Below are 23,775 nucleotides of genomic sequence, written 5' to 3'. Positions count from 1 at the left end.
CCGCGAGGCCCGGACCGACCGGCTCGGACCGGCACGGACGGCCCCGGACCGACCGATGCGAACGGCCCCGGACCAGGTGGGCCAAGCCGCCCCTGCGCCTTCGCCCCGCCGCACGCTCAACCCACCCCCCTCGAAGGAGTTCCGTCCGTGTACGCCGACCACCCCGACCTCGTCCTGCTCTCCGCGCGTCTGCTCGATCCCGCGACCGGGGCGTTCCTGCCGCAGACGGCGCTCGCCGCCGCCCGCGGCGAGATCGTCGCGCTCGGGGACGACCACGACGTGCGCGCCCTGGCCGGTCCCGCCACGACCGTCGTCGACCTGCGCGGCGCGGTCGTCACCCCGGGGCTGGTCGACGGCCACCTGCACCCGGTCTCGGGCGCCGAGCGGACCCGGGGTGTGGACCTCTCGGGCTGCACGGACCTGACCGGCGTCCGCGCGACGCTGGCCGCGGCCGCCGACGGCCTCGCGCCCGACGCGTGGCTGCGCGGCTGGGGCCTGGATCCGAACACCTTCGGCGACCGGCCCGTCGCCGCCGCCTCGCTCGGCCCGGTGCTGGACGGCATCCCGGCCCTGCTCGACCTCTTCGACGGCCACTCCCAACTCGCCAGCGCCCGCGCGCTGGAGCTGGCCCGCGTCGAAGGGCCGCGCTCCTTCGAGCAGTCCGCGGAGATCGTCTGCGACGCCCACGGCAGGCCCACCGGCCTGCTGCTGGAGGACGCCGCCTGCGAGGTGGTCGAGGCGGTCGCGCCCAAGCCGACCAAGGACGAGATCCGCGACGCGACCGCCGAGGCGCTGCGCCGGATGGCGGCGACCGGTCTGACCGGCGGTCACGCGATGGACGCGGTCGGCGACAGCCTGGCCGTCTACGCCGAGCTGGAGGAGCGCGGCGAGCTCGCGCTGCGCGTCCGCGTCGCCCCGTGGTGCCAGCCGGGCGCCGACCAGCGGGCCGTCGCCGAGCTGATCGCGCTCCAGGGTCGGGGCGGCGCGCTCTGGCAGGTGGCGGGCGTGAAGATGTTCATGGACGGCACCGTCGACAACGGGACCGCGTGGCTGGAGCAGCCCGACTGCCACGGCCAGTCCACCCACGCCTTCTGGCCCGATCCCGAGGCCTATTCGCGCGTCGTCACGCAACTCCACGCGGCGGGCGTGCCGACGGCGACCCACGCCATCGGCGACGCCGCCGTCCGCCACGTCCTCGACTCCGTCGAGAGGGCGTGCGCCGAGCACGGAGGCGCGGTCCGCCACCGCGTCGAGCACATCGAGACCGTCCCGGACGACACCGTCCGGCGCTTCGCCGAGCTCGGCGTCACCGCGTCGATGCAGCCGACGCACTGCTGCGAGTACACGCGGGCCGACCACACGGACAACTGGTCGCGGCGCCTCGGCGAGGAGCGCGCCTCGCGGGCGTTCCGCTGTCGCGATCTGTGGGACGCGGGGGTGCGGGTCGTGCTCGGCTCCGACTGGCCGATCGCGCCGTTCCCCCCGCTCGGCGTCATGGCCGGGGCCCGGCACCGCCGTCCGAGCGACCTCTCGCTGCCCCCGCACGGGCCGGAGCAGGCGCTGACCCCGCTCCAGGCGCTCCGGGGCTACACCCTCAACCCGGCCTGGGCGGCAGGCGACGAGAGCCGCGCGGGCCGGATCGCCCTCGGCTTCCGCGCCGACCTGACCGTCTTCGCGCAGAACCCGCTCGCCGTCGCCGACACGGACCTGGCCGCGCTCCCGGTCCTGCTCACCGTCGTCGCGGGCCGCCCCACGCACCGCGACGCCTCGCTGGGCTGAGCCGCGCGATCCGCCCGTCCGGCGCTGCCCCAGCGGCGGCGCGGCCTGCTCGGTCATCCGGGTGCGGGCGGCCGGCGCGATCGCGTTGACCTGAGCGCCGCAGCCCACGAGCTCCGACACCGCGACGAGCGCCAGGCCGAGGATGTTGGAGCGCGGTCCCTGCACCGCCCGCTCCGGACTGCCCTCCCGGGACCCGCCCGCTCCGGACTGCCGCGCCGGTCAAGGGCGCAAGGTGAGTACGCGTACTCATGCGCCGCCTGGAGGATCCGCGCCATGCTGCCCGGGATACCGACACGGGAGGCACTGATGCGCGATCACCTACCGCCGCCGGACAGCCCGGACGCGCGGCCCCGGACCGGCTGGTACCCGGACCCGAGCCATCCTGTCCGGGTCAGCTCCCCCCGCTCCGGCTGGGAGGTCTTCGGCATCGCCATGGGGATCGTCCTCACGTTGGTGTTGGTCGTCGGCGGGCTGGCCGTGATCGGCTGGATCGTGCTGGTCTACGTCGGCATGCACCAGTGGGCGGCGAACAAATGAGGGCCCGAAGGGAGCCGCTCCGTCCGGCCCTGACGCCCCCCGGGCTGACCCGCGCGGACCTGACGGCCCGGCTGCGCCTCCTGCTCGCCCTGAGCCGCCCGCCCGTCTTCGTCCTGCTCGCGGTCTACGCCGTGCTCGGCCTCACCGGGACGGGACACGGCGAGGACCGGCTGCTGCTCGCCCGGGTCCTGCTGCCGGTCGCGGCGTTCCTGGTCTTCTCCGTGGCGGTCAACGACCTGGCCGACGAACACGTCGACCGGGTCAACCTGCCCGGCGACCCGAGCCGCCCGCTGGCCGGAGGCATGGGCGAGGGGCGCGGCCAAGGCCGGGGTCTGCGGTGGCAGTTGACGATCGCGGCCGCCGTCGCGGGCGTGATGGCGCTCGCGTCGGCCGCGTCGCTCGGCTGGGGGCCCGCCCTCACCGTGGCGACCGGGCTCGTCGTCAGCGCGGCGTACTCGCTGCCACCGGTCCGGCTGTCCGCACGCGGCGCCGTCGCCTCCCTGGTCCTGCCGGCGTGCTACGTCGCCGTGCCCTACCTCGTCGGACGCCTCGCCGCGCCCCCGACGGCCCGGTCCGGAGGCGACGGCCTGCTCCTCGCGGGCCTGTACGTCGGCTTCATCGGCCGGATCCTGCTCAAGGACTTCCGCGATGTGCTCGGCGACGCGCTCTTCGGCAAGCGCACCTTCCTGCTGCGGCACGGACGCGTCTGGACCTGCCGGTTCAGTGCGGTCTGTTGGACGGCCGGGGCCGTCCTGCTGCTCGCGGGCGCGCCGCACCGCACCGGAACCCTGGTCGGCGTGACGGCCGTCCATCTGGCCGTGACGCTGTGGCTGCTGCACGGCATCGCGCGCGACGACCACCCGCGTCGGGAGGCGCTGCGCATCAGCGCCGCCGCGATCGTCGGGCGTGGGCTGCTGCTGGCCCTGCTGGCGCACGAGTCGATGCCCGCCGTGCACTGGCCCGGCTGGGCGCAGAGCGGCATGCTGCTGGCCCTCACGGCCCTGACGCTCGTTCAGGCCGCGACGATGCTGCGGCACGGCCCGCGCAACCGTCTCGCGCTGCGCGTGCCGACGGCGGAGGAGGCACCGCTCAGCCCCACCCCGGAACCGGCGGCTGCGGCCACGGCGGCGGGCTCGGCAGCGGCCCGTCCGTGACGAGGCCGGCGCCGTCCGCACGTCCGCTGAGCCAGGCGAGCAGCTCATGGCCCGGCCCCATGACGGCGGGCCCCTCCGGAGCCGGGTTCCACACCCGGCCGAGGTCGACCGCCTCCACCCGGGCGAGGGGGAAGGCGCGCGCCCCGAGCGCGGTGAGGGTGGCGTCGAGCGCCCAGGCCACGTAGTCCTCGGGCCAGTCGGCGGCGGTGTACCCGACCGCGAGGTCGACGTGGTGGGTCTCGATCTCGCGCCGGGCCCGGTGCAGGACGAACCAGGCCGGGTGCCGCCACCCCGCGAGCGCGCTGACCAGCGTCGGCCACCGCTCCCCCGGCATCTCGGCCGCGGCCTCCCGCAACGCGTCGAGACTGCCGCGCAGGTCCGCCGCCAGCTCGGCGGCGGGCCTGCGCGCGCCGTCGCGCAGGGCGCGTTCGAGCGTGGCCGCGTCGGCGCGCGGGCCCGGCTCGACCCCGGTCCGCGCCAGCCCCAGCAACCAGCGGTAGACGTCCGCGCTGCGCGCTATATGAGTGATCACATGCCCCCGGCTCCACCCGGGCAGGGCGGAACCGGCCTCTGCCTGGCGGTCCGTCAGGGCGTCCACCGTCGCGAGCAGTCGAGCGGCCGCGCCGTCGACCGAGGCCAGCAGGGCGAGGTGGTCTTCAGGAAGATCGATTGCCACGGCTCCGCACTCTAGGGACGCCGCGACGGTTCGTGGCGGTCTCCGCCCCGAAAAGGTGACGCACATCACGCGCAGCGGGAACCGGCCCCGCGCCTCGTACGTCCAACAGACGGGGCGTCCCCCCAGCCCGGCCAGGCAGGGGGTGACGCCCCGCCAAGCGCTCTCCTCGGCGGATCGACGCCCCCGGCCTGGCAAGATGGGGCCATGAGCATCGTCAAGATCAACGCGCTCACCGTCCCGACGGAGATGCGCGCCACCCTGGAGCAGCGATTTGCCTCCCGCGCGGGCGCGGTGGAGAGCTCCGACGGCTTCGAGTGGTTCGAGCTGCTGCGCCCGGTCGAGGGCACCGACCAGTACCTGGTGTACACGCGTTGGCGCAGCGAGGAGGACTACCAGGCCTGGATGTCCGGCCCGATGCAGGCCGCGCACACCGGCGGCCAGGGCGGTCGCCCGCAGGGCGAGGGCGGCGGCGCGCCGAGGCCCGCCGCGACGGGTTCAACGCTCTGGTCCTTCGAGGTCGTCCAGCAGGCCGCTCCGAAGTCCGCCTGAGCCCCCGGAGTCCAGCACCGATGCCGTACGCCGCCGCGCCCGACGGGACCCGTATCGCCTACCAGGTCCACGGCCAGGGTGACAGCGGCGACGGCGGCGTGGCCGGGACGGGCCTCCCGCTCGTCCTGCTCTCGGGCCAGTCGAACAGCCACCACTGGTGGGACAGCGTCCGCGCGGACTTCGACGCCGTGCGGACGACCGTCACGCTCGACTACCGCGGCACCGGCGAAAGCGACAAGCCCGACGTGCCCTACAGCACGCCGGGCTTCGCGGAGGACGTCGTCGCCGTCCTGGACGCGCTCGGGATCGACCGCGCGGACGTCTACGGCACCTCGATGGGCGGCCGGGTGGCCCAGTGGCTCGCGGCGCGGCACCCCTCGCGGGTGCGCCGGCTCGTCCTCGGCTGCACCTCGCCCGGCGGTCTGCACGGCTTCGAGCGGGACCGGTCCGTCAGCACCGCGCTCGCCTCACGCGACCAGCGCGCGGCCCGCGCCACGCTGCTCGACCTGATGTACACGCCCACCTGGCTGGCCACCCACCCCGGCCCGTACGGCACCACCGGCGACCCGCACATGCCCGCCTACGCGCGCGGCCGCCACCTCACCGCCAGCCGCCGCCACGACGCCTGGGAGGTGCTGCCCGACATCACCGCCCCGACCCTCGTCGTCCACGGCACGGCGGACCTCTTCAACCCGACCGCCAACGCCCCGCTGCTGACGCAACGCATCCCGAACGCGCGCATGCACCTGATCCCCGACGCGCGGCACGCCTACTTCGAGGAGTTCCGCGAGGTCGCAAGCCCGCTGGTACTGGACTTCCTGGAAGCACCGACCGCCTGACGAAGCCAGCCGGGGTGACGCCACGTCAGCCCTGCCAGCCCCACGCCCTCGCCAACCCCAGAACGGTCGGGCACGGCCACTCCCGCCGCCGGTCCGCTGCGGGGTCCAGGCAGACGGCACAGCGGCCGCCGGCGTCCGCATGCTCGGTGAGAATGCCCCGCTCCGCCTCCACCCGCACCAGCACCGCCTCCGGCATGTGCAACCGGATGTGCGCCTCCGCCGCCCGCGTCTCCGACGTGTTCACCTCCTGCCCGGCCAGCAGGAACTCCACCGGATGCGTGGGCCACAACAGCAGCGCCGGCTCACTCGCCGCCCTCGCCCGCTCCACCGCCTCCGCGTGCGCCTCCCACAGGAAGCCCACGGCCGGATGCTCAGCCGCACCCCCGCCCGGGCTCTCTCCTTGCACCATCCCTCAGCCGCCTTCCGTCTCTCGCACCAGCTTCCGGCGACGACCTCAAACGGTCGCGGTGCCGTCCTCCGTGATCGGCGGCGGCAGCGCCCGGACGCGCTCGGCAAGATCCCGTACTGGTGCCGCTTCCACCCCGGCCAGGATCCGGTCCAAGCGGGCCAGCCGCGACCTCGACGTCGCCCGCAGGCGCGCTGCCGGAATCCGATCCAGGATGTCCAGCGCGCGCCGCGCTGCCTCGTCTGGTCGAGCCGACGACTCGGCCAGGGCCAGCACCAGCGTGGCCGCAGCCCACCCCGGGCTGTACGGAGTCTTCGCCGCGATCGAAGCCTCGGCGATCCTCGCCGCCCGGTCGTAGCGGCGCAACGTCAGGTTCGCCTCCGCAGCATGCAGACGATGCTCGGCAAGGTCATAGCCGAAGCGGCCCGGCATCTCCGTCGCCGTCTCGAGGATCGCGTCCGCCTCGGCCAAGACCTCGTCGACCATGTCAGCGTCACCGAGGCCGGCGAGCGCAGGCAACTGGGCCCACCCGAGGAGTTGTGCTCGGCGGAGCCCTTGTGGTGCCCGCTCGAGGCCCGCGTGGGCGTGGTCAAGGGCCCGCGCGTAGTCCTGCTCGAAGGCGGCGACCATGGCGAGCGCGCCGGATGCCCACGCTGCCAGGTGCGGCTCGTCGATGCGCGTGCCGAGGTCGACCGCAAGTGTGAGGTGGGTTCTGGCCCCGCTGCTGTCGGCGAGGTGGTGGGCGAGGTTTCCGAGCAGTGCGGACAGCCAGCCGATCTGCCGCCGCAGCCCTTGTCCGATCTCCTGGGAGGGCCCGCACTTCACCGCGTCCGCGCACCGGCCGTGGTGCCCTGCAACGCTCCTGCGCTCGTCGCGGGCAGCCCGCTGCGGTGCTTCGCACCGTGGACGTCGCCTTCGCCGGCTCTCGGGGACTCCAGAAGAGGGATCACGCCTCGCGTTCGTCAGCGAGCCGACCCGTATGATCACCCGAAGCTCGCCCTGACGAGGGCTATCACCGGGGGATCCGATGTACCTGCTTCTGCATAATCTCGCGACCAACCGCTTCGCCCGGCTCGGCGCCGTGCTCATCCTCGGGCTGATCCTCGTCATCGTCGTCGCTCTCACGCGCGAACCCCATGGCCGGCCCACGACCACGGCCATACCTGCCTGCGTCAGCCAACCGGACACCGCTGCCACGCAGGAGTGCGTGACCAAGCTCTTCGACTGGTGCAAGGTCGATGAGCCCACCGTGGAGGTGAGCAAATGCAGCGCCGCTGTACTCACCGAGGCTGAGATTCAGCACTGACCAGGCTGCCCCTCACCGTTTGCGACGAGGCGCACACAAAGCTGGTCGCCTTCGCGCGTGCGGTCGGTGACGAGGAAAGCCTGCTCGCGACTGCGACATCCCCGTGAACGAGCTCGGCGCGATGGGCTCGTCCAGCTCGACCGTGAGCGGGGCCGGCACGCACATGCTGAAGGTCGTGTCCCAACGCCCGTGGACCGTCACCAACGGCTGGCAGACCGCGCGAAGGCCCCGCCCGGATGAACCAGGCGGGGCCTTGACGGTCGTTCTTCTCGATCGGGCGTACCGCCCTTCCCCGCTCGTAGATCGCCCAACTCCTAGAGCAGGGTGTGCCAGTAGTACCAGAAGCGGTCCAGCACCAGCAGGGCGATGGTGAGGTAGCCGGCGAAGGGGACCAGCCAGTACCAGCCGGCCGCGGCGGTGACGCGGTCGCGGGCGCCGGACGGGAGGGGGATGGTGCCGGTGCGGAGGTTGTGGACCGTGGTGTACCAGAACAGCAGGATCATGGTCGTCCAGACCACCATGCAGTACGGGCAGACCGCACCGATGGAGTAGAGCGTCTGGTCGATCAGCCACCCGACGAAGCAGATGCCGAAGAGCGTGCCCGCTTGGAGGCCGAGCCAGAACCAGCGGGGCAGGCGGACTCCGGTCAGCGCCACCACGCCGATCGTCACCACGACCGCGAACGCGCCCAGTCCGATGAGGGAGTTGGGGAAGCCGAAGGCGGAGGCCTGGTCGGTGCGCATGACCGAGCCGCAGCTGATGATCGGGTTGATGTTGCAGCTGGGGTTGTAGTGCGGGTTCTCCAGCAGCCGGATCTTCTCCACCGTCAGCACCGTCGCCGCCGCGAGGGCGATCGCGCCGGCGATGACCAGCAGCAGCGCGTAGCCGCGCGAGGCGGCGACGCGCGTCGTCGCCCAGCCGCGGTCCCGCTCCGCGGGGGCCTGCGCGTCCGGTGCGTCCGGTGGGACCATCGGGTCCAGCGCCCCCCGGGCCGCCATCACTTCGCCCCGGTCGTCTGCTGGACCAGCGCGGTGTACGCGCTCGGGCTGATCGGGTTGCCCTGGCCGTCGAAGACGTTGATCTGCTTGCCGTCGAGCTTCAGGGTCGGCGTGCCCTGGACGCCGCTGGCGTTGAACGCCTCGGAGACCTTCTGCGCCCACGGGGCGTAGACGCGGTCCTGCACGTCCTTGGTGAACTGCGGGGTGACCAGGCCGGGCACCTTCTTCGCCAGGTCCAGCAGGGTGTTGAGGTTGCCGAAGCCGTCGGTGGTCTCCTCAGGCTGGTTGGCGTAGAGGACGTCGTGGAACGCCTTGAACTTCGCCACGCCGCCGTCGTTCAGGGCCGCGCCCGCGACCTGGAGGGCGTCCATCGAGCCGGTGCCGCCGAGGTTGTCGTCCAGGAACGTCGCCATGTGGTACTGGATCTTGTACGTGCCGTTGTCCGCGAGCTGCTGGATGGTCGGGCCGTCGGTCTTCTCCAGCTTGTCGCAGATCGGGCAGCGGAAGTCCTCGTAGACGTCCAGGGTGTGCTTGGCGCTCGGGTTGCCGTAGACGATCACGGTGTTGTCGCTGCTGGAGACGTGCGCGGGCACGACGAGCTTCTGCCCGGCCGCGGCCGCCTTGTCGCCGGAGGCGGCGTTCTTGCCGGACGAGGACGAACCGCCGAGGTTGGCGACGACGACAGCGCCGACCGCGATCACCGCCACGACCGCCGCGACGCCGGCGCCGAGGCCGACCCGGCGCAGCCGCTGGCGGCGCTCCTCCTCGGCGGCACGGGCGCTGCGCAGCCGCGCCCGGGCGTCGGCCTGGTTCCTGCTGTTGTTCTTGTTGCTGTTCTTGCTGGTGTTCTTGCTGGTGCTCATGGCCGTCCTCACACGGATGGTGATGCAGGGAGAAGGAAGGTGAGGGAACGGGCCCGGACAGGGCAGCACGGTGCGGCCGCGACGTGCGGCCGGAAGCACTGAGGCTCAGACGGCGCTCAGGCTCGGACGAATGTGTGTGCGTGTGCTGCCGCTCAGTGGGCCCAGGCCAGGGCCGGCGGTCCGCGGCGCGGAGCGGTCCGCGGCAGCGACTCCTGCGGACCGACCGCCTTGGGCCGGCGACTGACCGCCGGCGGACACGGGGGCGCGGCCGGCGCGAGCAGCGGCGCGGCGAGGCGGAGCAGAAGCGCCCGGACACGCGGGCGGATCGTGAGCGCGACGGTGGCGAGCAGGCCGAACAGGGCGGCTTCGCCGCGTCGCAGCCACCAGGCGGCGGCGAGCGCGAGCAGCAGGTGCAGCGCCAGGAGCAGCAGCGCCTGGCCGCTGGTGAGGGCGATGAGCGCACGCGGCGCCTGCTCGGTGATGCCGAGCAGGCCCGGACGGATGTTGCCGCCTCCGCAGGCGATCACACCCCACCCCGGCAGGCCCGGCACCGCGCCGGTTCCGGGCGGACAGCTCTGCTGTCCCGCGTTGAACAACGCGTTCATCGCGACCTGGAGCGGGACGAGAGTCAGGGCGATCGCCCAGTACCGCCGCTCGCCCCGGAAGACGACGAGCGCGGCGAGCAGACACCCGCCGAAGGCCAGCAGCGCGACGTTCACGGGCACCGGCTCCCCGGTCACCGCGAGCCGCGCCCCGATCGGCAGCATGACGGACAGCGCGGCGAACACCGCCGCGCGCAGGAGCCTCAGCCCTTGACCGTCCATCCTTTGGAGTATCGCAAACCTTCCGGGGAAGGGACAGCGAACCTCCCCCGCAGCCGCGCAGGAAGTTCCTTAGAAACGGGGCCGCATCGCGAAGAACGGGGGGCCACACCGCTGGGGACCGCGGGGTGGGGCCATCGACCGAGGGGGCGGTGGAGCCAGGTCCTGGTAGCCTGCCCGGATTCTTCGAGCGGGAGGCGGGATGGCCGCGGGCAGGAGAGCGGGCGGGAGAGGCGGCAGGAGAGGCAGGGCGGTCACGGCCGGAGTGGCCGTGCTGGCGCTGGGGGCGCTGGCCGGGTGCGGGGGTGCGCCCGCCGGGCCGGTGGTGGTGGCGACGCCGCGGGCCACTCCGCCGCTCTCCGCCGCCGCGCTGCGCGGCGGGCTGCTGCCGCCGAAGCTCCCCCACGGCTGGACCGTCCAGCAGGCGGCCGTGAACCCGGCGCCGGGCAGCCCGGCAGGGGTCACGCCGCCGCCGGGCTGCCAGGTGCTGCTCGGGGAGGACGTCGTCGACGACAGCGCGACCGCCGCGGGCGCCTCCGCCTCGGCGAGGGTCTCGCAGCACAGCGGCGCGAGCGCGACCGAGACGCTCTACGCCTTCAGCGGCCGCGACGCGGTCGCGGCCGTCTCCGCGATCCGTGCGCTCGCGCACCGCTGCGCGAGGCGGGTCTCCCCGGACGGGACCACGACGCTGTTCTCGGTCACCGACGGCCCCTCCCTCGGCGACGACGGTCTCGTCGTCCACGCGCGGCAGACGTACAAGGCGGAGCCGGGCGTGGTGCGGTTCGCGGACGCGAGCGTCGTGCGGGTGGGGCACTTCCTCGTCGTGCTGTCCACGTTCCCGGTGTCGCGCGCGGACAGCGCCGCCGCCGCGTCACTGGTGCCCGCCGCCGTCGCACAGCTCGAGCGGGGCGTGCACGTCACGCCGTCCCGGTAGGACGGCGGGTCCCGACCTCCCGAACCCGGGGACGTTTTCCTCCGTCCGTCGCACAATGACGGTGCAGCACACGACCCGTCGGTGCGACGGGCCGTCAGGTGTCGTGGGGGGACGACATGACAGGTGGATTCCGGGCGTGGTGGAACGGGCAGCCGAGCGACGCGGTCAGGCGCGCGCGGGCGGAGCGCCTCGCCGAGCCCAAGCCGTGGTCGCGGGACGCGCAGGCGGCGCGGTGCCCGGTGACGGAGAAGCGGCTGGAGTGGACCGAGACGTCGATGCGCTGGTGCGTCCGGGAGTTCGGCCTGGAGGCAGCGCGCCGGCCGGTCGCGGCGCCGGGGCCGGGGTTCGTCCCGGCGGGCTGGAACGGGTCGGAGAAGCAGGTCCGCGCCCTGGTGGGGTGGGTCTGCGGCGTGATGGACGTGGACCCGGAGTCGTTCTCGGTGGAGTTCTTCCGCACGCCGGAGGGTGAGCCCAGCCGCAGGCGGCACGCCATCGGCCGCTACCGCCGCGTGGGCGGCCGGAACATCGTCGAGCTGGATCTGCGTGAGGTGGGCGATCCGGAGCGGCTGGCCGGTGTCGTCGCTCACGAGCTGGGCCACAAAAGGCTGTTGGGTGAGCCCCGGCGGCAACGGCTGCCCGCGGAGGGCGAGGAGATGACGGATCTGGTCACCGTCTACCTCGGCATGGGGGTCTTCACCGCCAACGGCGCCCGGCGCTTCACCCGCGCCGCGCAGGGCTGGAGCGCGCTGCCGCTCGGCGACCTCACCGACGAGATGCTGAGTGCCTCGACCCGTGAAGGGCGCAGCACGGTGGGCTATCTGACGGAGACTGAGCTGGGCTTCGCCCTCGCCTGCCGGTGCCGTCTGCGTGGCGAGACGGAGCCGCCCGCATGGGCGGGCTCCCTGCATCCGGGACCGCGCGCGGCACTGCTCCAGGGGCTGCGGTACCTCTCCGCGCGGAGGCAGGACCGGACCTGAACATCACTGTTCGGTAACGAGTCTGGTCCAACCGTTCGCTTTGTTTCACCCCCCTGCCACTTTGTTACCCGCCAGTCGTCATCCGACTGCCGGACAGTCCCCTCGTCGAACCTTCTCGCCCCGGAGGACTCAGTGGCGCCCGTCACTCGCCGTACCTTCCTCGGCTCCGCCGCCGCCCTTGGCGCGGCGCTGGGCCTGGACTCGCTGCCCGGCACCGCGACCAACGCGGCCGCAGCCACCACAGGCACCATCACCGACGTCAAGCACGTCGTCGTGCTCATGCAGGAGAACCGCAGCTTCGACCACTACTTCGGCACGCTGAAGGGAGTCCGCGGGTTCGGCGACCGCGCGACGATCCAGCTGTCCGGCGGCTACAGCGTCTTCGACCAGCCGAACGGCAGCGGCCGCCAGTACCCCTGGCAGCTGAGCGCGACCAGCACCTGGTGGTGGGGGGTCAGCAAGGAGCAGCTCGCCCAGTGCGACGGCTCCCTCGACCACTCCTGGTCGACGCAGCACTCCGCCTGGAACAACGGCAAGATGGACAACTGGGTCTCCGCCAAGAACTCGGCGCGGACCCTGGGCTTCATGAACCGCTCGGACATCCCGTTCCACTACGCGCTCGCGGACGCGTACACGATCTGCGACGCGTACCACTGCTCGATCCTGTCTGCGACCGGCCCCAACCGCACCTACCTGTGGTCGGGTTGGATCGACCCGGCGGGCACCGCGGGCGGCGCCGCCTACGACGGCGGCTCCGAGTCGGGCCTCAAGTGGCAGACCTACGCCGAGGCCCTGCAGAACGCGGGCGTCAGCTGGAAGGTCTACCAGAACGCGAGCGACAACTTCGGCGACAACGCCCTCGCCTACTTCAACCAGTTCACCAGCGCGCCCAGCTCCAGCCCGCTGGCGCAGAACGGCATGGGTTCGGTGCCGTCGACCGGCTCCACCCCGGACGACATCGCGGCAGCGATCAGGAACGACTCGCTGAACAACACGCTGCCGCAGGTCAGCTGGGTGGTCTCGAACCAGCTGTTCTCCGAGCACCCGGACGGCCCGCCGGAGAACGGCGCGCACTTCGTCAACCTCGTCATCCAGGCGCTCGCCGCCAACCCGGACGTGTTCAACTCGACCGTCCTGTTCCTCAACTACGACGAGAACGACGGCTTCTTCGACCACGTCCCGCCGCCGGCGGCCCCGTCCGGCACCGCCGCCGAGTTCTACTCCGGCTCCAACATCGGCCTCGGCTTCCGCGTCCCGATGATCATCGTCTCGCCGTGGACCCGCGGCGGCTGGGTCGACTCCCAGGTCTACGACCACACCTCGGTCATCCGCTTCCTGGAGACCTGGACCTCCGCCATCGGCAAGCCCGCCAACTGCGGCAACATCTCCGCCTGGCGCCGCCAGGTCTGCGGCGACCTCACCGGCGCCTTCGACTTCGCCAACCCCGTCTACGGGCTGCCCTCGCTGCCGGACACCAGCGCCACGATCAGCCAGGCCACCGCGAACCTGCAGATCAACCCGGCCCCCGGCACCAACTCGATGCCCACGCAGGAGCCCGGCACCCGCCCGGCCCGCGCGCTGCCCTACCAGCCCAACGCCTGGGTCGACCGCATCGAGTACGACGCGGGCGGCCAGATCCTGCTCTGGATCGACATGGCGAACCAGGGCCCGCAGGCCACCGCCTACGCCCACTACTCGATCTACGCCAACAACTACCGCAGCGGCGGTCCGTGGCAGTACACCGTCGCGCCCTACGCGGGCGGCGCCGACGGCACGGCCACCGACTACTTCAACATCGGTACGAACTACGGGAACGGTCAGTACGACCTCACCTGCGTCGGCCCGAACCGCTTCCTGCGCCGCTTCCAGGGCAACGCGAACGGCGCGGGCAAGGGCTGCGAGGCCACGACGTACTACGCCTCCGCGCCGAACACCGGACAGCAAGCCGTGTGGTTCAAGATGACCAACACCGGCTCCAGCACGGTCACCTACACCATCACCTCCACCAACTACCGCACCGACGGCCCGTGGACCTACCAGGTCGCCCCGGGCGCGACGGTGTCGGACTACTTCAACGCCGTGGCGTACGACAACGGCTGGTACGACTTCACGGTCACCGTCGACGCCGACTCCTCCTGGAGCCGCCGGGCCACCGGCCACATCGAGACCGGCGCGGCGAGCGTCAGCGGCTGACGCGGCTCAGAGCGCGGCAGTCCCCACGGGTGCGGGGCGGAGGTGGAACCAGACCCACTTTCCGTCCCGCACCCGGAAGTACCCCCAGTCGTCGCTCAGGTCCTTGATCAGCCCCAGCCCGCGCCCCGACTCGGCGGTGCAGGCGGCGACGCCCGGCCGCTCCGGCAGCGGCGTGGCCGGGTCGCCGTCGAAGACGGCGCAGAACATGCCGCCGGTCCGGTGGTCCACGCACACCTCCACGGTCACCGACGGCCCGTCGGTGTGCTCGACCGCGTTCGCGACGGCCTCGGTGACGAGCAGCTTGCCGCGGTCGGCGACGTCCTCGTCGCACGGGGCGAGCGCCGCGACGGTGTGCCGCGCCTGCGCCGCCGCACGCGCGTGCCGGGGCAGCATGAGCAGAGCGGCCGGCGTCCGGGGGTCACCTACGCGGGCGGGCATCGCTGTCACTCCTCTGCTGGCCGGGGAAACGGACGCGGCACGGGCATCGCACTCCGCCACCGTGTCCTCACCTCCGACACTACGGACTCCTCCCGCCCGAATCAGTCGGCGTTGGGCCGCAGATCGGCGGCCGAAGGACGCCCCCTCGCGGGACTTAGGTCCCGCCGTGCCGGCGGCGGACGTCCCGGCCGTTCCTCGTGCCCGCGCGGCGACCGCAACATAACCTTCGTATATGACGCCCACACCCTCCCTGCGGTATGCGTCCGGCCCCGGTCGCTGGGTCCTTGCGGCGACCGTTCTCGGTTCCGGCCTGGCGTCGATCGACGCCACCGTCGTGGGGATCGCGCTGCCCGCGATCGGGCGGGATTTCCATGTCGGGCTGGCCGACCTGCAGTGGGTGGTCACCGCCTACACGCTGACCCTGGCGGGTCTGCTGCTGGTCGGCGGCTCGCTCGGGGACCGGTTCGGGCGGAAGAAGATCTTCCTGATCGGCGTGGTGTGGTTCGCGCTGGCGAGCCTGGTCTGCGGGTTCGCGCCGAACTCGGCGACGCTGATCGGGGCCCGCGCGCTCCAGGGCGTCGGCGCGGCGCTGCTCACCCCGGGAAGTCTGGCGATCATCGAGGCCTCGTTCGTGCCGGAGGACCGGGGCCGGGCCATCGGCGCCTGGTCGGGGCTGAGCGGGGTGGCGACGGCCATCGGTCCGTTCATCGGCGGGTGGCTCGTACAGGCCGTCTCCTGGCGGCTGATCTTCGCGATCAACCTGCCGCTGGCCGTGGTCGTCGTGGTGCTCGGCATCCGGCACGTCCCCGAGTCGCGGGATCCGGCCGCGGCGGAGGGGAGCGTGGACGTGACGGGCGGGGCGCTGATCACGCTGGGGCTGGTGGGGCTGACCTACGGGCTGATCGAGGGGCCTTCGCGGGGCTGGCAGAGCGCCGCCGTGCTGACCTCGCTCCTCGGCGGCCTCGCGATGCTCGGGGCCTTCGTCTGGTGGGAGAACCGGACGCCGCACCCGATGCTGCCGCTGTCGCTGTTCGCGTCACGGCAGTTCACCGCGACCAACGCGGTGACGTTCGTGCTCTACGGCGCGCTGGGCGGCGTGCTCTTCCTGCTGCCGATCCAACTGCAGCAGGTCTCCGGTTACACCGCGCTGGAGGCGGGGGTGTCGCTGCTGCCGGTGACGCTGATCATGCTGACGCTCTCCGCGCGCTCCGGCCAGCTGGCCGGCCGGATCGGGCCGCGGTTGCAGATGAGCGTCGGGCCGTGCCTCGCCGGCGTCGGGATCGCGCTGCTGAGCATGGTGGGCAGCTCGGGCTCCTACCTCACCGAGGTGCTGCCGGCCGTCGTGGTGCTCGGGCTCGGGCTGGCGACGACCGTCGCTCCGCTCACCTCGACCGCGCTCTCCTCCGCGCCCGCGCAGCACGCGGGCATGGCCTCGGCGGTGAACAACGACGTGGCCCGCGCGGCCGGGCTGATCGCGGTCGCGGTCCTCCCGGCCATCGCGGGGATCACCGGCTCCGCCTACCTCCACCCGGCGACGTTCTCGTCGGGCTTCCACAAGGCCGTGCTGTTCTCCGGCGCGCTGTGCGTGCTGAGCGGGCTGATGGCGGCGGCGCTGATCCGCAACCCGGTCAGGGCGCCGAAGCAGGAGCCCGGTCCGGCGGCCCCGCAGCACAGCTGCGGGTTGGACGCGCCGCCGAGCCGGTCCTGAGCCCCCTACCGCCGCGGGACCGACCGCCGCGTCAGCCGCTGACGCTCGCCGCGCCGGTCTCGATGTGGCCGGTGACGCGACGGCTCCAGCTGGAGTCGGAGCTGACGGTGACGGTGAAGTCGTACCAGCCGTTCTGGTAGGCCACGGCGTTGAAGTAGTCCGAGACCGTCTGGCCAGCCGCGACCTGGTACGTCCACGGGCCGTCAGTGCGGTAGTTGGTGGAGGTGATGGTGAACGTGACCGTGCTGGTGCCGGTGTTGGTCATGTGCACCCAGAGCGCCTCCTTGCCGGTGTCGGGCGCGGCGGCGTAGCTGGTGGTCGCCTCGCAGGTCTTGCCGGCCGCGGTGGTGTTGCCGGTGAACCGGCGCAGGAAGCGGTTCGGGCCGACGCAGGTGAGGTCGTACTTGCCGTTGCCGTAGCTGGTGCCGACGTTGAAGTAGTCCATGGTGGTGCCGTCGGTGCCGTTGCTGTAGGGCGCGACGGTGTACTGCCACGGGCCGCCGCTGCGGTAGGCGTTGGCGTAGATCGAGTAGTGGGCGTAGGAGGTGGCCTGCGCGCCCTGGTTGGCCATCCGGATCCACACCAGCGTCTTGCCGCCGGAGTCGAACTCGAGGTGGTCCACCCAGGCGTTGGGCTGGTAGGGCAGGGCGCGGGCCGGGCGGGTGCCGGCCTCCTGCGCGGGCAGCGCGTTGGTGGTCGGGCTGGGGTTGGGCAGCGGGTCGCAGTTGGCCTGGCCGAAGACCGCGCTGGTGCTCGGCAGGGTCGGCGCACCGTAGACGGGGTTGGCGAAGTCGAAGGCGCCGGTGAGGTCGCCGCAGACCTGGCGGCGCCAGGCGGAGATATTGCCGCAGTTCGCGGGGGTGCCCAGCGCCGCGGTCCAGGTCTCCAGGAAGCGGATGACCGAGGTGTGGTCGTAGACCTGGGAGTCGACCCAGCCGCCGCGGGACCACGGCGAGACGATGATCATCGGGACGCGGAAGCCGAGGCCGATGTTGGTGCCGGAGTAGAACTCCGAGGCGGTGCCGGAGGGCGCGGCCGGCGGCGGGACGTGGTCGAAGAAGCCGTCGTTCTCGTCGTAGTTGATGAACAGGACGGTGGAGTTGAAGACGTCCGGCGTGGCGGCGAGGGCCTGGATGACCAGGTTGAGGAAGTGCGCGCCGTCGTTCGGCGGGCAGTCGGGGTGCTCGGAGAAGGCCTGGTTGGCCACGACCCAGCTCACCTGCGGCAGCGTGCCGGCGGCGGCGTCGGCCGCGATGGCGGCCGCGATGTCGTCGGGCGTCGAGCCCGTCTTGGCCGGGACGGAGGCCATGCCCTTCTGGTAGAGCGGGCTGGAGGTCGAGGCGCCGGAGAACTGGTTGAAGTACGCGAGGGCGTTGTCACCGTAGTTGTCGGCGGCGTTCTGGTAGACCTTCCAGCTGACGCCCGCGTTCTGCAGGGCCTCGGCGTAGGTCTGCCACTTGAGGCCGGACTCGTCGCCGCCGTCGTAGGCCGGGCCGCCCGCGGTGCCCGCCGGGTCGATCCAACCCGACCACAGGTAGGTGCGGTTGGGGCCGGTCGCGGACAGGATCGAGCAGTGGTACGCGTCGCAGATCGTGTACGCGTCGGCCAGCGCGTAGTGGAAGGGGACGTCCGAGCGGTTCAGGTAGCCCATCGTGCGGACGGTGCCCTTGGCGGAGACCCAGGAGTCCATCTTGCCGCCGTTCCAGGCGGAGTGCTGCGTCGACCAGGAGTGGTCGAGCGAGCCGTCGCACTGGGCGATCTGCTCGGCGGTCTTCCCGGCGGCCGGGGCGGTGGTGCTCATCTGCCAGGGGTACTGGCGGCCGCTGCCGTTCGGCTGGTCGAAGACGCTGTAGCCGCCGGACAGCTGGACGGTGGCGCGGTCACCGAAACCGCGCACGCCCTTCAGCGTGCCGAAGTAGTGGTCGAAGCTGCGGTTCTCCTGCATCAGCACGACGACGTGCTTGACGTCCGTGATCGTGCCCGTGGTGGCCGCGGCGGCGCGCGGCGTGGAACCGGGCATGGCTTCCAGACCCAGAGCCGCGCCGAGAGCGGCGGCGGATCCGAGGAAGGTACGGCGGGTGACAGGCGCCACTGGGTCCTCCGGAGCTCGAGAGTTCGACCTGGGGACTATCGGGCCCGCAGATGACGCGGATCCCGGTCCAAGGTGGCAGGGACATGAAGCGGAGCCTACTGTTTGGACCAGACTCGTTACCTATTCGTGATCTACGCGCGAAGCCCCATCGACACGTGCACTGACTACCTTCCCGGGAAGGTATCGTGAGGCTGCCGCCCGCCCGATCCCGAGGAACCGACCGCCGTGGACTCCGCAACCGTTGCCCAGAGAACCGACACAGCCGACCGCACGAGCCACCAGAACCGGCTCCGCCTGGTCCTGATCCTCGGCGCGCTCTCCGCCTTCGGCCCGCTCTGCCTGGACATGTACCTCCCCGGTCTGCCGCAGCTCGCCGGTGACTTCCACGTCTCGGACTCCGCCGCGCAGTTGACCCTGACGAGCTGTCTTGTCGGGCTCTCGCTCGGCCAGTTGCTCTCGGGTCCGCTCGCGGACCGGTGGGGACGTCGCCGCCCGCTGCTCGTCGGGCTCGGCGCCTACGCCTTCGCGTCGGTGCTGTGCGCGCTCTCACCCTCGATCGAGGCGCTGACCGCGCTGCGGCTGGTGCAGGGCCTCGCCGGCGGCGCCGGGATCGTCATATCGCGGGCGATCGTCGCCGACCTGTTCGAGGGCGTCGCCGCAGCGCGCTTCTTCTCCCTGCTCATGCTCGTCAACGGCGCCGCCCCGATCCTCGCGCCGCTCTTCGGCGGCCAGTTGCTGCGGATCACCGACTGGCGCGGCGTCTTCGTCGCCCTCTCCCTCATCGGCTGCGCGCTGCTGGCCGCCGCAGCCCTCGGGCTGCGCGAGACCCTCCCTGCGGCGGAACGCCGCCCCGGCGGCCTCCCCGACACCCTGCGCGGCATGGGCGCGCTGCTGCGCGACCGCGCGTTCGTCGGCTACGCGCTGAGCGGCGGCTTCGCGCTCGCGGCGATGTTCGCGTACATCTCCGGATCCTCGTTCGTGCTGCAGAGCGTCTACGGGCTGAGCGCACAGACCTTCTCGCTCGTCTTCGGCGCCAACGCGCTGGGCATCGTGGCGCTGGGCCAGCTGAACACCGTGCTGCTGCGGCGCTTCCCGGTCGAGTCCCTGCTGCGGACGGGCCTCGCCCTCAGCGCGACGGGCGGGCTGCTCCTGCTCGCCTCCGTCCACTTCGGCTGGGGCCTGCCGGGCGTGCTGGCCGGCCTCTTCGTCCTGGTCTCCAGCATCGGCCTGATCGGCCCCAACGGCACCGCCCGCGCCATGGACGGCCGCACCGGCCGCCGCGGCGCCGCCAGCGCCCTTGTCGGCCTGCTCCAGTACGGCGCGGGCGGCCTCGCGGCCCCTCTCGTCGGCCTGGGCGGCAGCGGCACGGCGCTGCCGATGGCCGTGGTCGCCTGCTCCTTCGCCGTGGGCGGGGTGCTGACGTATGCGGGGCTGGTGCGTCGGCAGCCCCGCGCCTGAAATCGGTTGTCCCGCACCGGCCTCCTCCCCGTAGTCTCGGCCGGTCACGGCAGAGGGGGCGGGTGTCCGGATGGCATGGGCAGCGGTGGTCCGCGCGGTCAACGCGCTGGCGGGACGATGGGCCGATGCCCTGCTGCCCGTCGAGGCGGCCACGACGGACACGGTCTTCTCCCCCGTCGGCGTCTGGCCGCTGCTCGCGACACTCGCCGCGGGCGCGGACGGGGCGGCGCGGGAGGAGCTGGAGCAGGCGGTCGGCCTCCGGGCCGGGGACGCGATGGCGGGAGCGCGCGACCTGCTCGCCTCGCTGCGGCGGCTGCCCGGAGTCTCGGCCGCGTTGGGCGTCTGGATCCGCGAGCGGCTCGAACTCGAGCCCGGCTGGGCGCTCACGTTGCCGGAGCACACGCTCGGCCGGCTCTCCGGCGACCCGGCCGTGGACCAGCCCCGGCTCGACGCCTGGGCGAAGCGGTCGACCGACGGCCGGATCCCGCAGCTGCCGATCCGCGTGGCCGAGGACACCCCGCTGGCGCTGGTCAGCGGCCTGCTGGCCCGCACGCGCTGGCTCCAGCCGTTCTGGGACGCCTCCCATGTCGTGGAACACGGCCCCTGGGCCGGCAAGGACGTGGCGGCGCTGCTGCGCAGCACGAGCCTCCTCGACCGCGCGGCCGTGCTGCAGACCCCGGACGGCCCCGTCACCGAGCTGCGCGTGCTCGGCGTCGGCGGGATCGACGTCCACCTGCTGCTGGGTGAGGCGGATGCCGCACCCGCCTCGGTGCTCCGGGCCGGTCTGGACGTCCTGGCCCGGCCGCGCGCCCGCCTGGGCGCGGACGTCCTCCCGCTGGGCGAGGTCGGACCCGGACTCGTGGTCTCGTACGAGCGCAGCCTGGACCGTGAGCCGAACCTCATGGCCACCGTGGTGCCCTTCGACATCCGCAACGACCACGACCTGCTCGCGCACAGGGCCCCGTTCGGGCTGACCAGCGCCGCCGACGGCACCCGCAGCCACTTCTCGGGCATCGGCCGCGGCGAACCCCTCGCCGTCGGCTCGGCCCGGCAGTCGGCGACGACCAGGTTCACCGCGACGGGCTTCGAGGCTGCCGCGGTCACCGCTGTCGGGGCCGTGGCAGTGGGCCTGTCTCCGCGCCCGGTCCACCGGGTGAAGCAGGTCGACGTCACCTTCGACCGCCCGCACGGCTTCCTCGCCGTGCACCGCACCTCCCGCCTCGTCCTGGCGGCCGGCTGGGCCGGCACCGCCCGGGACTTCGACGGCTACGGCCGGGCCTTCACTTCGCCCGACTGACCTGACGGAAGCACGCCTCGGCCCTACTGGCGGGAAGTCCGGGATCGGGCCGCGAGACGCTCTCCGACCGGGGCGCCTTCCCCGTCCGGGGCGGAGCCCAGGGCCTGCAGGGTGGCGTCGAAGGCGCGCTCGGTCCGTTCGGGGTCGCCGCTCCGCGGCACCCGCCGAGCTCGGGGAGGCCCCTGATGGCGGGCCTCGGAGCGCACCCGCCCCGGGAGTCTCAGCTCGTGAGCCCCCGCTCGACCAGGTCGAGCGTCGCATCCAGCATGGCGGCACGGGTCGCGGGGTCGCAGACGGCCAGGGGGCCGTCGATGGTGAGCAGGGCGAGGCCGTGGAGGGCGGCCCAGGCGGGGAACTCCGCGCCCGGGCGGCGGGCGGCGGGCATGAGGCCGGCGGCGAGGAGGGCGTCGAGGGCGTCGGAGACGATCCGGAAGGCGCGGTACTCCCCCAGGTCCTCCGGGCCGACCGCGAGTTCGCGGGCGCCGTGGCAGAACGCGGTGCGGAAGAGGCCCGGTTCCGCCTCGGCGAAGCCGACATAGGCCGTGCCCAGGGCCCGCAGACGCTCGCGCGGGCCGGCGTCGGGCTGCATCGCCGCCTCCAGTGACTCGGCCAGGAGTTCGTGGCCGCGCTCCTTCGCCACGAGCAGCAGCTCCTCGTGGGAGGAGAAGTGCCGGTAGGCCGCCGCCGCGGAGACGCCCGCGCGGCGTGCGGCCTCGCGCAGGACGACGGCCTCGGGTCCGCCCTCGCGGGCGAGGGCGACGGCTTCGCGGCTCAGCGCGTTGGCGAGGTCGCCGTGGTGGTAGCGGGCGCGGGCGGCGGATCGGGTGTCGGACACACCCCGATTCTGCCGCCCGCGCCGCCACAGCGAGAGGTCAGACCGACTTCTGGTAGCTGCGGAAGGTCCGCATCGACAGCCAGACCGCCGCGGCGGAGAGCAGCACCAGCCACCCGCCGTGGCTGAGCACCGACCACCAGTCGGCGTGCGCGGACATCGCCGAGCGGCCCGCCTCCAGCGCCCAGTTGACCGGGTTGAACCGGGCCACGACCTGCATCCAGTGCGGCATCAGCGTGGTGGCCATGAACGCGGAGGAGAGGAAGGTCAGCGGCAGCAGCAGGAAGGTGTTGATGCCGATGATCGACTCCCGTTCGCGCACCAGCATGCCGAGCGCGTTGGAGAAGGCGCCGAAGATCGTGCCCAGCACGGAGGAGGCGACGATGAGCACGATCAGACCCGCCGCGCCGCCGGGGTAGTGCGCACCGCCGATCCAGCCGAGCAGCACGATGATCACCGACTGGAAGGCGGTGGTCATCGCCTGCATCACCACGTTGGCGTTCATCAGCGCGCTGCGCCGCACGGGCGTGATGAGGAAGCGGTTGAGCGTGCCGCGCTCGATCTCCTCCAGGGTGCCCATGCCCGCCCACATGTTGGAGGAGACGGCGCTCATCACGATGACGCCGGGCACCAGGTAGTCCAGGTAGGAGCCGGAGCCGAAGCCGGGAATCTCCACGACCCTGCGGAACAGCGCCCCGAAGAGGAAGAGCCAGATCACCGGTTGGATGAGGGTGATGATGAGATACGCGGGCTGCCGCAGGAAGGCCATGAACTGGCGCTGCGTCATGTACCAGGTGTCGCTGACGACGGCGGTGCTCATCGGTGCGCTCCTTCCGGGGTGCTCTCGGCCGAGGAGAAGCTGCGGCCCGCGTAGCGGAGGTAGACGTCGTCCAGCGACGGGCGGGATACGGTGACGGCGGCGACGCCCAGGTCGATCCGGTCCAGTGCGGCGAGCACCGCGGGGACCGCGGCCGCACCGTCGTCGGCCCGGGCCGCGACACGGCGGCCCGCCAGGGTGATGTCGCGGACGCCCTCCACGGAGCCGAGCGCGCCGATGACGCGCAGCTCGTCGGCGGCGGGGCCGGCCAGCTCGACGGCCAGCGCGTCGCCGCGCAGCTCGCCCTTCAGCTCGTCGGGCGTGCCCTGGACCACGACGCGGCCGCGGTCGACGATGGCGAGGCGGGCCGCGAGCTTGTCCGCCTCCTCCAGGTAGTGCGTGGTGAGCAGGATGGTCAGGCCCTCCGCCCCGGCCAGGCGCTCGATCTCCTCCCACATCGCGGTGCGGGCCTCCGGGTCCAGGCCCGTGGTCGGCTCGTCGAGGAAGAGCACCTGCGGGCGGTGGACCAGCCCGATGGCGACGTCCAGGCGGCGCAGCATGCCGCCGGAGTAGGTCTTCACCTGCCGCCCGGCGGCGTCGGCGAGGTCGAAGCGCGCCAACAGCTCGTCCACGCGGCGGGTCAGCTGCGGGCCGCGCATGCCGTAGAGGCGGCCCTGCAGCAGCAGGTTGTCCCGGCCGGTCGCGACCGGGTCCGCGCCGGAGCGCTGGGCGACGACGCCGATGGCGCGGCGCACCTTGTCCGGCTCGCGGGCGACGTCGTACCCGGCCACCGTCGCGCTGCCGGAGTCGGCGGCGGCGAGCGTGGTGAGGATCTTGACGGTGGTGGACTTCCCGGCGCCGTTCGGGCCGAGCAGGCCGAAGACGCTGCCCGGCTCGACGCTGATGCTGAGCCCGTCGAGCGCGCGCACGCCCTCCGGCTGGGCCTTGCCGCGGCCCTTGGGGTGGTAGGTCTTGACCAGGTCGACCGCGTGCACGGCGGCGTCGGTGGCGTCCGGGACGCCCTGGTCGGGGACGACGCCGAGCGGCGTCGTCCTGGTCTCGGTGTTCATGACGGGGGATTCCCTCCGGTCGTCACGGCTG

The 23,775-nt window shown here is 72.9% G+C and carries 23 protein-coding genes; 12 read left to right on the top strand and 11 right to left on the bottom strand.

From position 1 onward, the window contains the following. Positions 1-147: 147 nt before the first annotated feature. From TR49_RS17325 to TR49_RS17315, 3 genes are all read left to right on the top strand, one after another. Entirely contained in the window at positions 148-1,779 is a 1,632-nt protein-coding gene (locus TR49_RS17325; protein ID WP_042382717.1) for an amidohydrolase, read from the top strand. 306 nt (positions 1,780-2,085) lie between these two features. Beyond that, a complete protein-coding gene (locus tag TR49_RS43895; RefSeq protein ID WP_160311613.1) occupies positions 2,086-2,316 on the top strand; it encodes a hypothetical protein in 231 nt (76 codons plus the stop codon). Continuing rightward, positions 2,313-3,470 (top strand): UbiA family prenyltransferase, encoded by a 1,158-nt coding sequence (locus TR49_RS17315; RefSeq protein ID WP_042382712.1) that lies wholly within the window; start codon positions 2,313-2,315, stop codon positions 3,468-3,470. The genes TR49_RS43895 and TR49_RS17315 overlap by 4 nt, the downstream gene beginning before the upstream one ends. On the opposite strand, the gene TR49_RS17310 is transcribed toward TR49_RS17315, so the two are convergent. Next, positions 3,406-4,146, bottom strand: coding sequence for a maleylpyruvate isomerase family mycothiol-dependent enzyme (locus TR49_RS17310; RefSeq protein ID WP_052434376.1), 741 nt, complete (start codon positions 4,144-4,146; stop codon positions 3,406-3,408). The genes TR49_RS17315 and TR49_RS17310 overlap by 65 nt on opposite strands. Before the next feature lie 204 nt (positions 4,147-4,350). Between TR49_RS17310 and TR49_RS17305 the strand changes: the two genes are divergently transcribed. Both TR49_RS17305 and TR49_RS17300 read left to right on the top strand, forming a co-directional pair. Then, the gene (locus tag TR49_RS17305; protein ID WP_042382711.1) at positions 4,351-4,695 is read left to right on the top strand and encodes an antibiotic biosynthesis monooxygenase family protein; all 345 of its coding nucleotides are present in this window, start codon (positions 4,351-4,353) and stop codon (positions 4,693-4,695) included. Positions 4,696-4,715: 20 nt separating this feature from the next. Next, the gene (locus tag TR49_RS17300; protein WP_042382709.1) at positions 4,716-5,534 is read left to right on the top strand and encodes an alpha/beta fold hydrolase; all 819 of its coding nucleotides are present in this window, start codon (positions 4,716-4,718) and stop codon (positions 5,532-5,534) included. Between the two features lie 25 nt (positions 5,535-5,559). Here the strand turns inward: TR49_RS17300 and TR49_RS17295 are convergent, their stop codons facing one another. Beyond that, a complete protein-coding gene (locus tag TR49_RS17295; RefSeq protein ID WP_152627322.1) occupies positions 5,560-5,895 on the bottom strand; it encodes a DUF6221 family protein in 336 nt (111 codons plus the stop codon). A gap of 93 nt (positions 5,896-5,988) precedes the next feature. Next, complete coding sequence (locus TR49_RS17290) at positions 5,989-6,765, bottom strand: hypothetical protein (RefSeq protein WP_042382705.1); 777 nt, start codon at positions 6,763-6,765, stop codon at positions 5,989-5,991. 202 nt (positions 6,766-6,967) lie between these two features. Between TR49_RS17290 and TR49_RS17285 the strand changes: the two genes are divergently transcribed. Continuing rightward, positions 6,968-7,246 (top strand): hypothetical protein, encoded by a 279-nt coding sequence (locus tag TR49_RS17285; protein WP_042382703.1) that lies wholly within the window; start codon positions 6,968-6,970, stop codon positions 7,244-7,246. Between the two features lie 314 nt (positions 7,247-7,560). Here the strand turns inward: TR49_RS17285 and TR49_RS46420 are convergent, their stop codons facing one another. The 3 genes from TR49_RS46420 to TR49_RS17270 all read right to left on the bottom strand — a co-directional run bounded on the left by TR49_RS46420 (position 7,561) and on the right by TR49_RS17270 (position 9,931). Beyond that, positions 7,561-8,244, bottom strand: a complete 684-nt coding sequence (locus TR49_RS46420; RefSeq protein WP_268874094.1) for a vitamin K epoxide reductase family protein — start codon at positions 8,242-8,244, stop codon at positions 7,561-7,563. After that, entirely contained in the window at positions 8,244-9,107 is an 864-nt protein-coding gene (locus tag TR49_RS17275) for a DsbA family protein (protein WP_042382702.1), read from the bottom strand. The genes TR49_RS46420 and TR49_RS17275 overlap by 1 nt, the downstream gene beginning before the upstream one ends. 152 nt (positions 9,108-9,259) lie before the next feature. Continuing rightward, the gene (locus TR49_RS17270; protein WP_152627320.1) at positions 9,260-9,931 is read right to left on the bottom strand and encodes a hypothetical protein; all 672 of its coding nucleotides are present in this window, start codon (positions 9,929-9,931) and stop codon (positions 9,260-9,262) included. A 268-nt stretch (positions 9,932-10,199) separates the two neighbouring features. On the opposite strand from TR49_RS17270, the gene TR49_RS17265 reads away from it, so the two are divergent. From TR49_RS17265 to TR49_RS17255, 3 genes are all read left to right on the top strand, one after another. Beyond that, positions 10,200-10,862: a hypothetical protein gene (locus TR49_RS17265; protein WP_152627319.1), complete on the top strand. Its 663-nt coding sequence runs from the start codon at positions 10,200-10,202 to the stop codon at positions 10,860-10,862. Positions 10,863-10,978: 116 nt separating this feature from the next. Continuing rightward, positions 10,979-11,839: a hypothetical protein gene (locus tag TR49_RS17260; protein WP_042382700.1), complete on the top strand. Its 861-nt coding sequence runs from the start codon at positions 10,979-10,981 to the stop codon at positions 11,837-11,839. A 132-nt stretch (positions 11,840-11,971) separates the two neighbouring features. Next, positions 11,972-14,032 (top strand): phosphocholine-specific phospholipase C, encoded by a 2,061-nt coding sequence (locus TR49_RS17255; protein ID WP_042382698.1) that lies wholly within the window; start codon positions 11,972-11,974, stop codon positions 14,030-14,032. Positions 14,033-14,038: 6 nt separating this feature from the next. Here the strand turns inward: TR49_RS17255 and TR49_RS17250 are convergent, their stop codons facing one another. Next, on the bottom strand, positions 14,039-14,470 hold the full coding sequence (locus tag TR49_RS17250; protein WP_052434374.1) for an ATP-binding protein: 432 nt from the start codon (positions 14,468-14,470) through the stop codon (positions 14,039-14,041). A 232-nt stretch (positions 14,471-14,702) separates the two neighbouring features. Here TR49_RS17250 and TR49_RS17245 point away from each other — a divergent pair, with 232 nt between their 5' ends. Then, entirely contained in the window at positions 14,703-16,178 is a 1,476-nt protein-coding gene (locus TR49_RS17245; RefSeq protein ID WP_042382697.1) for an MFS transporter, read from the top strand. 31 nt (positions 16,179-16,209) lie between these two features. Here the strand turns inward: TR49_RS17245 and TR49_RS17240 are convergent, their stop codons facing one another. Beyond that, complete coding sequence (locus TR49_RS17240; protein ID WP_042382696.1) at positions 16,210-18,270, bottom strand: phosphocholine-specific phospholipase C; 2,061 nt, start codon at positions 18,268-18,270, stop codon at positions 16,210-16,212. A gap of 225 nt (positions 18,271-18,495) precedes the next feature. Between TR49_RS17240 and TR49_RS17235 the strand changes: the two genes are divergently transcribed. Further along, on the top strand, positions 18,496-19,728 hold the full coding sequence (locus TR49_RS17235; protein WP_042382695.1) for a multidrug effflux MFS transporter: 1,233 nt from the start codon (positions 18,496-18,498) through the stop codon (positions 19,726-19,728). A 70-nt stretch (positions 19,729-19,798) separates the two neighbouring features. Further along, positions 19,799-21,025 (top strand): serpin family protein, encoded by a 1,227-nt coding sequence (locus TR49_RS17230; protein ID WP_042382694.1) that lies wholly within the window; start codon positions 19,799-19,801, stop codon positions 21,023-21,025. 220 nt (positions 21,026-21,245) lie between these two features. On the opposite strand, the gene TR49_RS17225 is transcribed toward TR49_RS17230, so the two are convergent. Genes TR49_RS17225 through TR49_RS17215 form a run of 3 tightly spaced genes read right to left on the bottom strand, consistent with a single transcriptional unit; the run spans position 21,246 to position 23,744 of the window. After that, positions 21,246-21,860: a TetR/AcrR family transcriptional regulator gene (locus TR49_RS17225; RefSeq protein WP_042382693.1), complete on the bottom strand. Its 615-nt coding sequence runs from the start codon at positions 21,858-21,860 to the stop codon at positions 21,246-21,248. A 37-nt stretch (positions 21,861-21,897) separates the two neighbouring features. Continuing rightward, complete coding sequence (locus TR49_RS17220) at positions 21,898-22,677, bottom strand: ABC transporter permease (protein WP_042382692.1); 780 nt, start codon at positions 22,675-22,677, stop codon at positions 21,898-21,900. After that, positions 22,674-23,744 carry an ABC transporter ATP-binding protein gene (locus tag TR49_RS17215; protein ID WP_084724967.1) on the bottom strand — a complete coding sequence of 357 codons (1,071 nt, stop codon included), beginning with the start codon at positions 23,742-23,744 and terminating at the stop codon, positions 22,674-22,676. Before TR49_RS17215 ends, TR49_RS17220 begins: the two co-directional genes overlap by 4 nt. Between the last annotated feature and the right edge of the window lie 31 nt (positions 23,745-23,775).

This window comes from Streptacidiphilus melanogenes (assembly GCF_000787835.1).
GTDB lineage: Bacteria > Actinomycetota > Actinomycetes > Streptomycetales > Streptomycetaceae > Streptacidiphilus > Streptacidiphilus melanogenes.
Note: the sequence above shows the minus strand (reverse complement) of the source record. Positions and strands in the feature narration are given on the sequence as shown.

Coding starts and splice junctions, on each gene's coding strand:
- TR49_RS43895 (WP_160311613.1), top strand. CDS start 2,086: ATGCGCGATCACCTACCGCCGCCGGACAGCCCGGACGCGCGGCCCCGG.
- TR49_RS17215 (WP_084724967.1), bottom strand. CDS start 23,744: ATGAACACCGAGACCAGGACGACGCCGCTCGGCGTCGTCCCCGACCAG.
- TR49_RS17260 (WP_042382700.1), top strand. CDS start 10,979: ATGACAGGTGGATTCCGGGCGTGGTGGAACGGGCAGCCGAGCGACGCG.
- TR49_RS17270 (WP_152627320.1), bottom strand. CDS start 9,931: ATGGACGGTCAAGGGCTGAGGCTCCTGCGCGCGGCGGTGTTCGCCGCG.
- TR49_RS17305 (WP_042382711.1), top strand. CDS start 4,351: ATGAGCATCGTCAAGATCAACGCGCTCACCGTCCCGACGGAGATGCGC.
- TR49_RS17275 (WP_042382702.1), bottom strand. CDS start 9,107: ATGAGCACCAGCAAGAACACCAGCAAGAACAGCAACAAGAACAACAGC.
- TR49_RS46420 (WP_268874094.1), bottom strand. CDS start 8,244: ATGGCGGCCCGGGGGGCGCTGGACCCGATGGTCCCACCGGACGCACCG.
- TR49_RS17300 (WP_042382709.1), top strand. CDS start 4,716: ATGCCGTACGCCGCCGCGCCCGACGGGACCCGTATCGCCTACCAGGTC.
- TR49_RS17220 (WP_042382692.1), bottom strand. CDS start 22,677: ATGAGCACCGCCGTCGTCAGCGACACCTGGTACATGACGCAGCGCCAG.
- TR49_RS17315 (WP_042382712.1), top strand. CDS start 2,313: ATGAGGGCCCGAAGGGAGCCGCTCCGTCCGGCCCTGACGCCCCCCGGG.
- TR49_RS17285 (WP_042382703.1), top strand. CDS start 6,968: ATGTACCTGCTTCTGCATAATCTCGCGACCAACCGCTTCGCCCGGCTC.
- TR49_RS17245 (WP_042382697.1), top strand. CDS start 14,703: ATGACGCCCACACCCTCCCTGCGGTATGCGTCCGGCCCCGGTCGCTGG.
- TR49_RS17250 (WP_052434374.1), bottom strand. CDS start 14,470: ATGCCCGCCCGCGTAGGTGACCCCCGGACGCCGGCCGCTCTGCTCATG.
- TR49_RS17230 (WP_042382694.1), top strand. CDS start 19,799: ATGGCATGGGCAGCGGTGGTCCGCGCGGTCAACGCGCTGGCGGGACGA.